This window comes from Methylobacterium sp. WL6, assembly GCF_008040095.1.
In the GTDB taxonomy this organism is placed as follows: domain Bacteria; phylum Pseudomonadota; class Alphaproteobacteria; order Rhizobiales; family Beijerinckiaceae; genus Methylobacterium.
The window spans coordinates 1-11,498 of record NZ_VRVH01000139.1 but is presented as its reverse complement, the minus strand read 5'-3'; the positions used below and the strand labels follow the sequence as shown (position 1 = coordinate 11,498).

General features: G+C 72.0%; 12 protein-coding genes and 1 tRNA gene. 6 read left to right on the top strand and 7 right to left on the bottom strand.

Going from position 1 to position 11,498, the window contains the following annotated elements; translation table 11 throughout:
- Positions 1-47 precede the first annotated feature (47 nt).
- Positions 48-124, top strand: a tRNA-Met gene (locus FV230_RS17245).
- A gap of 215 nt (positions 125-339) precedes the next feature.
- On the opposite strand, the gene FV230_RS17240 is transcribed toward FV230_RS17245, so the two are convergent.
- On the bottom strand, positions 340-1,329 hold the full coding sequence (locus FV230_RS17240; protein WP_147843275.1) for a hypothetical protein: 990 nt from the start codon (positions 1,327-1,329) through the stop codon (positions 340-342).
- A gap of 475 nt (positions 1,330-1,804) precedes the next feature.
- On the opposite strand from FV230_RS17240, the gene dnaK reads away from it, so the two are divergent.
- The 4 genes from dnaK (at position 1,805) to FV230_RS17220 (ending at position 6,370) form a co-directional block, all read left to right on the top strand.
- Positions 1,805-3,721 carry a molecular chaperone DnaK gene (gene dnaK / locus FV230_RS17235; protein ID WP_147728273.1) on the top strand — a complete coding sequence of 639 codons (1,917 nt, stop codon included), beginning with the start codon at positions 1,805-1,807 and terminating at the stop codon, positions 3,719-3,721.
- Positions 3,722-3,934: 213 nt separating this feature from the next.
- A complete protein-coding gene (dnaJ, locus tag FV230_RS17230; RefSeq protein WP_147843274.1) occupies positions 3,935-5,095 on the top strand; it encodes a molecular chaperone DnaJ in 1,161 nt (386 codons plus the stop codon).
- A 203-nt stretch (positions 5,096-5,298) separates the two neighbouring features.
- Entirely contained in the window at positions 5,299-5,928 is a 630-nt protein-coding gene (locus tag FV230_RS17225) for an rRNA adenine N-6-methyltransferase family protein (RefSeq protein WP_147843273.1), read from the top strand.
- Between the two features lie 121 nt (positions 5,929-6,049).
- Positions 6,050-6,370, top strand: coding sequence for a hypothetical protein (locus FV230_RS17220; protein ID WP_147843272.1), 321 nt, complete (start codon positions 6,050-6,052; stop codon positions 6,368-6,370).
- Positions 6,371-6,407: 37 nt separating this feature from the next.
- Here FV230_RS17220 and deoA read toward each other — a convergent pair whose 3' ends face one another.
- Genes deoA through cdd form a run of 4 tightly spaced genes read right to left on the bottom strand, consistent with a single transcriptional unit; the run spans position 6,408 to position 9,708 of the window.
- On the bottom strand, positions 6,408-7,718 hold the full coding sequence (gene deoA, locus FV230_RS17215; RefSeq protein ID WP_147843271.1) for a thymidine phosphorylase: 1,311 nt from the start codon (positions 7,716-7,718) through the stop codon (positions 6,408-6,410).
- The gene (gene deoC / locus FV230_RS17210) at positions 7,715-8,461 is read right to left on the bottom strand and encodes a deoxyribose-phosphate aldolase (protein WP_147843270.1); all 747 of its coding nucleotides are present in this window, start codon (positions 8,459-8,461) and stop codon (positions 7,715-7,717) included. The genes deoA and deoC overlap by 4 nt, the downstream gene beginning before the upstream one ends.
- Before the next feature lie 28 nt (positions 8,462-8,489).
- The gene (locus FV230_RS17205) at positions 8,490-9,299 is read right to left on the bottom strand and encodes a purine-nucleoside phosphorylase (RefSeq protein WP_147843269.1); all 810 of its coding nucleotides are present in this window, start codon (positions 9,297-9,299) and stop codon (positions 8,490-8,492) included.
- Entirely contained in the window at positions 9,292-9,708 is a 417-nt protein-coding gene (gene cdd / locus FV230_RS17200) for a cytidine deaminase (RefSeq protein ID WP_147843268.1), read from the bottom strand. Before cdd ends, FV230_RS17205 begins: the two co-directional genes overlap by 8 nt.
- Before the next feature lie 137 nt (positions 9,709-9,845).
- Here cdd and FV230_RS17195 point away from each other — a divergent pair, with 137 nt between their 5' ends.
- Positions 9,846-10,064: a DUF2093 domain-containing protein gene (locus tag FV230_RS17195; protein ID WP_147843267.1), complete on the top strand. Its 219-nt coding sequence runs from the start codon at positions 9,846-9,848 to the stop codon at positions 10,062-10,064.
- Positions 10,065-10,071: 7 nt separating this feature from the next.
- On the opposite strand, the gene FV230_RS17190 is transcribed toward FV230_RS17195, so the two are convergent.
- Positions 10,072-10,452, bottom strand: coding sequence for a VOC family protein (locus tag FV230_RS17190; RefSeq protein ID WP_147728474.1), 381 nt, complete (start codon positions 10,450-10,452; stop codon positions 10,072-10,074).
- Between the two features lie 15 nt (positions 10,453-10,467).
- Positions 10,468-11,498: molybdopterin molybdotransferase MoeA (locus tag FV230_RS17185; RefSeq protein ID WP_147843266.1), on the bottom strand; the 1,031-nt coding region annotated here is incomplete at its 5' end.

Genomic DNA, 11,498 nt, shown 5'->3' with positions numbered 1-11,498 from the left:
ATCGCCGAACGTGCCGGTCCATACACGAGGACCAGCACGCACCCTGGCGCGGGGTGGAGCAGCCCGGTAGCTCGTCAGGCTCATAACCTGAAGGTCACAGGTTCAAATCCTGTCCCCGCAACCAAATACACCACATACACCTCACATAACCGCAAACAGCCGGCCTGCGCCACGCAGGCCGGCTGTTTGCGTTCAGGGACAGCAGGCGACGCCGAGGCGATAACGGTCGCCTGCGGCTCTGCCAAAGCCCTGGTCCGACATTCCACCTGATGACCGCCGTTGCGCGTCCCCGGCAGGGGAGGGGGCACGGCCAGATGACGGCACAGGGACGTCGCGCGTCTACTCGGCCTGCGGAGCCGGCGTTCCGCTGTCGGGATTCATGCCTTCCACCGGCGGCTTGCGACGGGGACGGGGCGTCGCTGCGGGCGTGGCCGTCGTGGTGACGGTGACGCCGAGGCGGGTGGCCAGCGCGAGGGCGCGGTTCTCGGTGACCCGGAGATGGCAGAAGCCGTGAGCGCCCTCCCGGGCGTAGGTCCGGCAGAGCTGCTCGCGGTCCGAGGAGAAGGCGGCCTGCTCCGTGACGATCGGCCGAACGTCCTCGCGTCGGGCGCGCTGCGTCATCAGCTTGTAGTTCTCGCGCACCGCCTTGTCGGCGACCCCGCGGGCCGAGTCGAACTCGGCCGAGCGCGGGATCAGGCCGGCGGCGGCCGGCCCCCACAGGCCGACCGGGGCGGTGGCGCAATCCTGCGCCGAGAACGTGCATAGCGGGGTCGGGCCGAGGCTCGATACCAGCACGCCTCCTTCCGTCACGTCGAAGCGCAGCGGGCATTCGGCGGCGGCCGCCTCGTAGCGCGGCACGCCCTCGGGCTTGCCCTCGGAGGTCAGCGACACGGGCCCGCCGCCGAGCGGCACCTTGCAGGATTCGGTCGGCTGCGAGACCTTGGTGCCGGGCAGCGTGATCCTGGCCGCCATCCCGGATCCCGAGCGCTCGAGCTTGAGGCTTCCGGTCAGGCCGTTGAGCATCAGCTCCTGCCCGACGACGCCGTCTTCCGAGGGCGCCTTCAGCACCACCGGCCGGGCGGGCGCCGCAGGGCGCGGCGCGTCGGGCAACGGTGCCGACGGATCGTCGGGAAGCGGCGTGCCGGGGATGGGTCCCGACGGCGGGGCGGTCGGGACGCCGCGCGGCGGAACCGGAGGCTTGGCTGCGCGGCCGATCCCGAACAGCTCCTCGAAGAAGTTCTGGGCCGAGGCTTCGCCGGGCATCAGGGCCGCGAGGGCGAGGCAGGGGACCGCGAGCAACGGGAGGACGGGTCTGCGGGTCGGACGCATCGGGTCTTTCGGGCCGGGGACGGCGGCAGGTGGCCCGCGCGATGCCGGCCTCGCACCCTGCCGGACGCTCTTCACGAAGCGTTAACACGCCTTCGATGGCGCGGGCGTGGCCGAGGGGCAACAAGATGCAGGCCGACACGACGTGCGCTTTGCGGGCCTACAGGTCGAATTCGAGCCGCCGGGATGCAATGCAGGGGCGAGCCCGCGGAGAAACCGACCGTCCGGCCGCATTCGCCGAGCCGGCGCAAGGACTTGCACGGATCGCGCATCTCGGGGCCCGGCTTCGCCTTGCGAGCCCGCATCGCCCTTCTTATATCCGGCGAGACGCGGGATTAAGCATGGGATTGGAGCCGTTCGCGGCCCTTGTTCCGGCCCCGGTTCCGTCTCCACATCTTCTCACACCACACCGCCATGGGCCGAGCTGCTTCGGGGCTCGGCGGTCTGCTTGATCGCAACCAACAAAAGGGATCCCACCATGGGTAAAGTCATCGGCATCGACCTCGGCACCACCAATTCGTGCGTCGCCGTGATGGAGGGCTCGCAGCCCAAGGTCATCGAGAACGCGGAAGGCGCCCGCACCACGCCGTCCATCGTCGCCTTCACCGACGACGGCGAGCGCCTCGTCGGCCAGCCGGCCAAGCGCCAGGCCGTCACCAATCCCGAGCGCACCTTCTTCGCCATCAAGCGCCTCGTCGGCCGCACCTACGACGATCCGATGACGCAGAAGGACAAGGGCCTCGTGCCCTACAAGATCGTCCGCGGCGACAACGGCGACGCCTGGGTCGAGGCCGACGGCAAAAAGTACTCGCCGTCCCAGATCTCGGCCTTCACCCTTCAGAAGATGAAGGAGACCGCCGAGTCGCATCTCGGCCAGCCGGTGACGCAGGCCGTCATCACGGTGCCGGCCTACTTCAACGACGCCCAGCGCCAGGCGACCAAGGACGCCGGCCGGATCGCCGGCCTTGAGGTGCTGCGCATCATCAACGAGCCGACGGCCGCCGCGCTCGCCTACGGTCTCGACAAGAAGAAGGCCGGCACCATCGCGGTCTACGACCTCGGCGGCGGCACCTTCGACGTGTCGATCCTCGAGATCGGCGACGGCGTGTTCGAGGTGAAGTCGACCAACGGCGACACCTTCCTCGGCGGCGAGGACTTCGACAACCGCGTGGTCGAGTACCTAACCGCCGAGTTCAAGAAGGAGCAGGGCATCGACCTGACCAAGGACAAGCTCGCCCTCCAGCGCCTCAAGGAGGCCGCCGAGAAGGCCAAGATCGAGCTGTCCTCGGCGACCCAGACCGAGATCAACCTGCCCTACATCACCGCCGACGCCACCGGTCCGAAGCACCTCGCGCTCAAGCTCAGCCGCGCCAAGTTCGAGTCGCTGGTCGACGATCTGGTCCAGCGCACGATCGAGCCGTGCCGCAAGGCGCTCAAGGATGCCGGCGTCTCGGCCTCCGAGATCGACGAGGTCGTGCTCGTCGGCGGCATGATCCGCATGCCGAAGATCCAAGAGGTCGTGAAGTCGTTCTTCGGCAAGGAGCCGCACAAGGGCGTCAACCCGGACGAGGTCGTGGCCATCGGCGCCGCGGTCCAGGCCGGCGTGCTCCAGGGCGACGTCAAGGACGTGCTGCTGCTCGACGTGACCCCGCTCTCGCTCGGCATCGAGACGCTGGGCGGCGTGTTCACCCGGCTCATCGATCGCAACACCACGATCCCGACCAAGAAGAGCCAGACCTTCTCGACGGCCGAGGACAACCAGAACGCGGTCACCATCCGGGTCTTCCAGGGCGAGCGCGAGATGGCGGCCGACAACAAGCTGCTCGGCCAGTTCGACCTGATGGGCATTCCGCCGGCCCCGCGCGGCATGCCGCAGATCGAGGTGACCTTCGACATCGACGCCAACGGCATCGTCAACGTGACGGCCAAGGACAAGGCGACGAACAAGGAGCACCAGATCCGCATCCAGGCCTCGGGCGGCCTCTCGGACGCGGACATCGAGAAGATGGTCAAGGACGCCGAAGCGAACGCGGAGGCCGACAAGCGCCGCCGGGAGCTCGTCGAGGTGAAGAACCAGGGCGAGAGCCTGATCCACGCGACCGAGAAGTCGGTCAAGGAGTACGGCGACAAGGTCTCGGAGGCCGACAAGGGCGGCATCGAGACGGCGATGACCGCGCTCAAGACCGCGCTCGAGGGCGAGGATGTCGAGACGATCAAGGCCCGCACCACCGACCTGATGCAGGCCTCGATGAAGCTCGGCGAGGCGATGTACGCCGCGAGCCAGACCCCCGAGGGCGGTCCGGACGCCGCCGCCGGCCAGGAAGCCAAGAAGGACGACGTCATCGACGCCGACTTCTCGGAGGTCGACGAGAAGGACCAGAAGAAGCGGGCGTAAGCTCCGCGCGCATCCTGAAGCGGGGCCGGAGCGATCCGGTCCCGTTTTCGCTTGCGGGTTCGGCTTCGGGCCGTCATTCCGGGAGCCGCTCCGGCGCCCGCGCGGAACGGGCGGCCGCCCGGGCGCGACACGACCCTTCAAGACGCGGAAACAGCGACATCGCCGACTGCCTGGGGCAGGCGGACGGATCGTTAGGGACTATCGAGGCAAGGCATGTCGAAGCGGGACTATTACGAGATCCTGGGCGTCGCCAAGACCGCGTCGGACGGCGAGATGAAGGTCGCCTTCCGCAAGCTCGCCATGACCTACCACCCGGACAAGAATCCCGGCAACAAGGACGCCGAGATCAAGTTCAAGGAAATCAACGAGGCGTATCAGTGCCTGTCCGACGGGCAGAAGCGCGCCGCCTACGACCGCTTCGGCCACGACGCCTTCACGCAGGGCGGCGGCCAGGGCGGGCCCGGATTCGGCAACGAGTTCGGCGACTTCATGTCGGACATCTTCGACAACTTCTTCGGCGACGGCCGCGGCGGCCAGCAGCAGGCCCGCGGGCGCGGCGGCGCACCGGGCCGCGAGCGCGGGGCCGACCTGCGCTTCAGCCTGGAGATCTCGCTCGAGGAGGCCTTCACGGGGAAGGCCGAGACCATCAAGATCCCGACCTCGATCACCTGCGAGACCTGCGCCGGATCGGGGGCGAAGCCCGGCTCCAAGCCGCGCACCTGCCAGACCTGCGCCGGCTACGGCCGAGTGCGGGCGGCGCAGGGGTTCTTCGCGATCGAGCGCACCTGCCCGAACTGCCACGGCCGCGGCGAGATCGTCGACGACCCCTGCACGGCCTGCGCCGGCGCCGGCCGGGTCAACCGCGAGCGCACGCTGGCGATCAACGTGCCGGCGGGCGTCGACGACGGCCTGCGCATCCGGCTCGCCGGCGAGGGCGAGAGCGGCCTGCGCGGCGGGCCGGCCGGCGACCTCTACGTGTTCCTCTCGATCAAGCAGCACGCCTTCTTCCAGCGCGACGGCGCCGACCTGTTCTGCCGGGTCCCGATCTCGATGGTGACGGCGGCGCTGGCCGGCGAGATCACCGTGCCGGTAATCGACGGCTCGCAGACCCAGGTGCGGATCCCGGCCGGGACCCAGACCGCCAAGCAGTTCCGCATCAAGGGCAAGGGCATGCCGGTCCTGCGCACCCGCGAGGTCGGCGACCTCTACATCCAGGTCTTCGTCGAGACGCCGCAGAACCTGACCAAGCGCCAGCGCGAGCTGCTCCAGGAGTTCGGCCAGACCGCCTCCGACGACAATCATCCGGAGGCCGCCGGCTTCTTCTCGAAGGTGCGCGATTTCCTCGGCGGCTTCGGCGGCACCGCCCGCCAGTAGCGGGAAACGCAAGATGCGGGGCCGGGCGGATCAAAACCGGCCGGCCCCGGTTGAGCCTTCGGCCGAGGTCGCTTCGATCGCCGAGGCTGGTGTGATCGCAATGCGCTAGGCACGAGCGCAACCTTGCCTGTAAGACATGTGCCGACCGCTGCGCTGACCGCCGGGATCGCAACGTCGCGATCGGACCTGAAGGAACATCGGACTTGCCGCCGCTACGTCGTTCCAGTGCGAAAGCCTCGTCCGTGAACGCGAAGGTGCGGCGCGATCCGCTGGAGGACGAGGCGCGGTTCCTCAAGTCCTGGCTCGAGCGCCCCCTCGTCACCGGCTCGGTCACCCCGTCCGGCAAGATGCTGGCCCGGACCATGGCGGCCTACGTCGATCCGGCCGTCCCCGGCCAGGTGATCGAGATCGGACCCGGCACCGGCCCCGTCACCGAGGCGCTGATCCGCCGGGGCGTCGCGCCCGAGCGGCTGGTGCTTATCGAGTTCAACCCCGATTTCTGCACCCTGCTGAAGCGCCGGTTCCCCGGCGTCACCGTGGTGCGCGGCGATGCCTACGACATTCGCGGCAGCGTCGGCGCGGTGCTGACCGGGCCGGCGGCCGCGACGGTCTCGAGCCTGCCGCTGTTCACCAAGCCGCTCGAGCAGCGCCTCGACCTGCTCAACACCGCCCACGACCTGATGCATCCCGGCGCGCCGTTCGTGCAGTTCACCTACGCCGTCGTGCCGCCGATCCCGGCGCGCTGCGCGCTGGGCAGCTACACCGCCAGCGGCTCGAACCGGGTCTGGCTCAACCTGCCGCCGGCCCGGGTCTGGGTCTACCGCCGGCCCTGATCGGCGGGGTGCCCCAATGCGAGCTGAGCGTAGGCCTCAGGTCGCATTCAGGTGCTGGTTGCTACTTCTCCTCTCAAGGCCGGTGCGCGAGCAGCCGGTCGCCCGAGAAGGAGAACCGCCGATGTCCACGACGCCGACCCGAACCCGCCTCGCCCTCGCGGCCCTCGCGTTCGCCGGCGGCCTCGCCGTCGCGGCGCCGGCCCAGGCCGCACCGTTCGCACCCGCTCCGCTTGCCGGGGCCCCCGCCGACGTGGTCCAGGCGCAGTATGGCTACGGCTACGGTCACGGCCCCCGTCATTTCGGCCACGGCCCGCGCCACTTCGGCTACGGCCCGCCGCGCCCCCGCCACTTCGGCTGGGGCGGCCCGCGCTTCGGCCATCATCACCATCATCGCGGCTACGGCTACGGCCGGGGCTACGGATACGGCCGCGGCGGCTGGTAGGCGAGACCGGGCCGGTGGTGAGAACCACCGGCCCCTTTCATGTCGCCGGGGCGATCCGCTCGAGCACAACCGGTCCCTCGGGCGGCCCCTCGGCCGGCGTCGCCCGGAGACTGTAGGCTGCCCGCAACGCGGCCTCGGCCCGATCGGCCGCCGCCGCGTCGGCCGCGTGCACGATCCCGAGCCGTCCGCTCGCATCGCCCGGCCGGGCGAGTTGCGAGAATCCCACGCGCCCGTCGATCCCGTCCTCCGGCCGGGTCCGGCCGCCGCCGAGGCCGATCACCGCGAGCCCGATCGCGCGGGTCGCGACCCGTTCCACCGTGCCGACCGCGCGCACCTCGCGGATCACCGGCGCGGCCGAGAGGTGCTTTGCCGGCTTCTCGATCAGGTCGGCCGGGCCGCCGAGCGCCGAGACCATGCGCGAGAAGCGCTCTGCCGCCCGCCCCGAGGACAGGCTCGCCTCCAGCCGCACCGCGGCGTCGCGCGTGTCGGGTGCGAGCCCGCCGGCCACCAGCATCTCGGCCGCCAGCGCCAGCGTCACCGCGTGGAAGCGTGGCTCGCGGTGCCCGGTGAGGTAGTCGACCGCGTAGGCGATCTCCAGCCCGTTGCCGGCGGCATGCGCCAGCGGCGCGTCCATGTCGGTGATCAGCGCGACGGTGCGCAGGCCGGCGCCGTTCGCCACCGCGACGATGCTGTCGGCGAGCGCCCGCGCTTCGTTGATCCTAGCCATGAAGGCGCCGGAGCCGACCTTCACGTCCATCACGAGACCGTCGAGCCCGGCCGCGAGCTTCTTGGCGAGGATCGAGGCGGTGATGAGATCGAGCGATTCCACCGTGCCGGTCACGTCGCGGATCGCGTAGAGCTTCCGGTCGGCCGGCGCGAGGTCCGCGGTCTGGCCGATGATGGCGCAGCCGACCTCCGAGACGACGCTGTGGAACCGGGCGAGATCGGGCGTCGCGTCGTAGCCGGGAATACTGGCGAGCTTGTCGAGGGTGCCGCCGGTATGGCCGAGGCCGCGGCCCGAGATCATCGGCACGTAGCCGCCGCAGGCCGCGACCATCGGCGCGAGCACGAGGCTGACCGCGTCGCCGATCCCGCCGGTGGAGTGCTTGTCGAGGACGGGGCCGGGGAGGTCCCAGGCGAGCACGTGGCCGGACCGCGTCATCGCCCGCGTCAGCGCCACCCGTTCGGCCACCGACATCCCGCGCAGGAACACCGCCATGGCGAAGGCCGCCGCCTGGCCCTCCCCGACGCGCCCGTCGGTCAGGCCGGCGACGAAGCCGGCGATCTCGTCGGCGTCGAGCGCCTTCCCGTCGCGCTTGTCCCGGATGGTCTCCTGCGGCAGCCTCATGACGTCCCCTCCGGGGTCGCGGCGGCCATCAGCACGCCGAACAGGCTGCTGGCGCCGAGCCGGACCGTGGCGGGGCTCGCCCAATCCGGCCCCATGATCTTGTCGGCGAGCGCGAGGTAGGCGGCGGCGTCGGCGAGCGTTCTCAGGCCGCCCGAAACCTTGAGGCCGCCGCGCCCGGCCTCGCGGATCGCGCGCAGCATGGTCTCGGCCGCCTCGGGCGTCGCCGAGACCGGGCTCTTGCCGGTCGAGGTCTTGATGAAGTCGGCGCCGGCCGCGAGCGACAGCCGGCTCGCCGCGGCGATCGCGTCCGCGGTGCGCAGTTCCCCGGTCTCGAGGATCACCTTCAGGCCGGATTTCGGGCAGGCCTCGCGCACCGCCTCGACCATCAGGCGGGCGGTCTCCGCATCGCCGCGCAGCAGCGCCCCGTAGGGCAGGACGAGGTCGATCTCGTGCGCGCCGTCGCGCAACGCCTCCGCCGTATCGTCGACCGCGCGGTCCACGTCCTCGCCGCCCGCGGGAAAGTTGATCACCGTGGCGATCCGCACCGGGCCGCCAGCCAGCACGCGCGCCGCCTGATGCACGAATTGCGGCCAGACGCAGATGGCGGCGACGCCGCCCGCGCGGGCATCCCGGCAGAGCCCGTCGATCTGCGTGGCCGTGCAGGTGTCGCCGAGATCCGTCAGGTCGAGGAGCGCGAGGGCGCGGCGCGCGACCAGGGCCGGGTCGAAGGTCGGATCGGTCATGCGGGCGGACTCTCGAAGGGGCCGAGGCTCATGGATCACCAGCGGGCAGGCCGGCGACGAAGCTTCGGATCAGGCGGATCAGGTCGGCGGCGGCGGCGGTCGCGGCCTGCTTGGTCTCGGCATGGTGCGGGTCGCCGTCGCCGATGCCGGCGGCGCGGTTCGTCACCACCGACACGGCGGCGACGGGCAGGCCGAGGAAGCGGGCGAGGATCACCTCCGGCACCGTCGACATGCCGACGAGGTCGGCGCCGAGCCGGCCGGCCATCCGCACCTCGGCCGGGGTCTCGAAGGACGGCCCGGAGAACCAGGCGTAGACGCCCGCGGGAAGGGGGATGCCGCAGGCCGCCGCCGCGGCGTCGAGCCGGGCATTGAGGGCGGGGTCGTAGGCCCGCACCATCGGCACGAAGCGGGCGTCGCTCGGCTCGCCGATCAGCGGGTTCATCCCCGACAGGTTGAGGTGGTCGGACAGCCGCACGAGGCTGCCGGGACCGGCCTCCGGCATCAGCGAGCCGGAGGCGTTGGTGAGCAGCAGGCAGGCGGCGCCGAGCGCCTTCGCCGCGGCGATCGGGATGCGCATCGCGGCCGCGTCGCCGTGCTCGTAGGCGTGGGCCCGGCCCTCGAGCACCAGCACCGGGCGCCCGGCGATCACGCCGCGATGCAGCCGCCCGCGATGGCCGCTGACGCCGGCGCCCGGAAAGCCGGGGATGTCGGCATAGGGCAGCGAGACCGCGTCCGCGAGCGCGTCCGCGAGCCCGCCGAGCCCGGTGCCGGCGACGATGGCGCAGGCGTAGGGCCCGGCAAAGCCCGCCGCGCGCAGGGTCTCGACCGCATCAGCCACCGAGCGTCTCCGGACCGAAGGAGGCCGGCAGCAGCGCCTCGAGGGTGAAGCTCTCCGCGACCCCGCCGGGCCCTGCGGCGTGGATCGGCGTCTCGGGGGCGGCGAACTCGCGGATGCGCTGGCGGCAGGCGCCGCAGGGCGTGACGAGGCCGCTGCCGTCGCCGAGCACCAGGATCTCGCGGATGCGCCGGCCGCCGGCCAGGATCATCGCGGCGATCGCCCCGGCCTCGGCGCAGGTGCCGACCGGGTAGGCCGCGTTCTCGACGTTGCAGCCGGCATGGATCGCGCCGTTCTCGTCGCGGAGCGCCGCGCCGACCGCGAAGCGCGAGTACGGCGCGTGCGCCCGGGCGCGGGCCGCGGCGGCGGCGTCGAACAGGGCGGCGAGGTCGAGAGGGGGGGAGCCCGGCATCCGCGATCATTGGCACCGGCCGTGCCGGGCTGTCGAGAGGGCGGGCGAGGCGGCAGGGGCGTGCGCGCCGCCGGCTTTCGCTCGCCGAGCGCGCGTTCTAGAACGCTGGGAACGATTGTCATCATCCGGGGACGACGATGCTGGGCCGTTACGAGCGCGGAGCGGGGGGCGAGGCGGCCGTCGCCTATGGCGACGGCACGATGCGGGTGGTCAAGCCCGGCGCCTTCGTGCGCTGCGCCACCACCGGCGTGCCGATCCTGCTCGACGACCTGCGCTACTGGAGCGCCGTCCGCCAGGAAGCCTACGCCACGCCCGAGGCGGTGATGGAACGGCTGCGGCAGACCGGCCGGCCGTAAGCCGCGATCAGGCGTCGCGGCGTTCCAGCAGCTCGATGCGTACGCCGTCCGGCCCGTCGATGAAGGCGATCCGCAGCCCCGGCCGCATCGCCTTGGTCTCGACCAGCACCGTGACGCCGCGCGCCCGCAGGTCGGCGAGCGTCGCGTCGATGTCGGCGACGCCGAGCCCGATATGCTCGATGCCGAGATGCGGCGCCCGCGCCGGCGGCGGCAGGTCGGCCGGCGCCTGCTCAATGAAGACCGTGAGGCCGCCGAGGTCGAGCACGATCCGGCTCGTCGGCGTGCCCTCGCGGCGGACCTCCCGCGCGGCGAGCTTGTCGACGTAGAAGGCGGCCGCGGCCGCCGCGTCGGGGCTGCGCAGGTGGACGTGGTCGATGTGGAAGTCCATCGGGTCCTCGCGGGCTCAGAGGGGGGGCCGGTCGAGCCGGATGATCCGGCACGGGTCGCCCGCCCGCGCGGCCGGCGCGTGCGGCGCGCGGATCAGCAGCGCCTCGGCCCGGCCGAGCACCGCCAGCATCGACGAATCCTGCCGCGATTCCGGATGCGCCACCGGCAGCCGGTCCGGTGCGGTGTCGAGCACGGCGCGCATGTAGTCCTGGCGCCCGTCGTTGGCGTCGAGGTCGCGGCCGAGGGTGGCCGGCTCGCTGCGGTCGGCGCCGGCACGCGGATCGCCGAGCAGCGCGCGCACGGCCGGCACGACGAAGAGCAGCCCGCACACGATCGACGAGACCGGGTTTCCCGGCAGCCCGATCACCAGCATGTCCCCGAGATGCCCGTGCATCAGCGGCTTGCCGGGGCGGAGCGCCACGCGCCAGAACCCGAGCTCGAGCCCCTCCGCCGCGAGCGCGGTCTGGACGAGGTCGTGGTCGCCGACCGAGGCGCCGCCCAGCGTCACGAGAAGGTCGGCCTCGGCCGCGCGTGCCCGCGCGAAGGCCGCCTCCAATGCCGGAAGCGTGTCGCCGGCGATGCCGAGGTCGATCGCCGCGCCGCCGGCGCCGTTCACCAAGGCGGCGAGCGCCAGGGCGTTCGAGGCGACGATCTGGTCCCAGGCCGGGACCTCGCCCGGCTGCACCAGCTCGTCGCCGGTGGCGAGGATCGCGACGCGGGGCTTGCGGCGTACCGAGACCCGTCCGCGGCCGGCGGCGGCCGCCAGCGCCAAGCGGCGCGCATCGAGGGTGTCACCGGCCGCCAGCAGCCCGTCGCCCTCGGAGAAGTCGAGGCCGGCCCGGCGGACGAATTTCTGGGCGGTCACCGCTTCGAGGGCGCGGATTGTCTCGCCGTCGGCCTCGGCATTCTCCTGAATCAGGATCCCGTCGGCGCCCTCGGGGACGGGCGCGCCGGTGAAGATCCGCACGGTCTCGCCGGGGCCGATCGTGCCCGAGAAGCCGTGGCCGGCGGCGCTGGTGCCGACGAGGCGCAACGCGGCCCCGGCGA

Bases quoted from the DNA above. Each gene is read 5' to 3' on its own strand.
- FV230_RS17190 (WP_147728474.1), bottom strand. From the start codon at position 10,452: ATGGACTTCCACATCGACCACGTCCACCTGCGCAGCCCCGACGCGGCG.
- FV230_RS17240 (WP_147843275.1), bottom strand. From the start codon at position 1,329: ATGCGTCCGACCCGCAGACCCGTCCTCCCGTTGCTCGCGGTCCCCTGC.
- dnaK (WP_147728273.1), top strand. From the start codon at position 1,805: ATGGGTAAAGTCATCGGCATCGACCTCGGCACCACCAATTCGTGCGTC.
- cdd (WP_147843268.1), bottom strand. From the start codon at position 9,708: ATGCCGGGCTCCCCCCCTCTCGACCTCGCCGCCCTGTTCGACGCCGCC.
- FV230_RS17195 (WP_147843267.1), top strand. From the start codon at position 9,846: ATGCTGGGCCGTTACGAGCGCGGAGCGGGGGGCGAGGCGGCCGTCGCC.
- FV230_RS17220 (WP_147843272.1), top strand. From the start codon at position 6,050: ATGTCCACGACGCCGACCCGAACCCGCCTCGCCCTCGCGGCCCTCGCG.
- deoC (WP_147843270.1), bottom strand. From the start codon at position 8,461: ATGACCGATCCGACCTTCGACCCGGCCCTGGTCGCGCGCCGCGCCCTC.
- deoA (WP_147843271.1), bottom strand. From the start codon at position 7,718: ATGAGGCTGCCGCAGGAGACCATCCGGGACAAGCGCGACGGGAAGGCG.
- dnaJ (WP_147843274.1), top strand. From the start codon at position 3,935: ATGTCGAAGCGGGACTATTACGAGATCCTGGGCGTCGCCAAGACCGCG.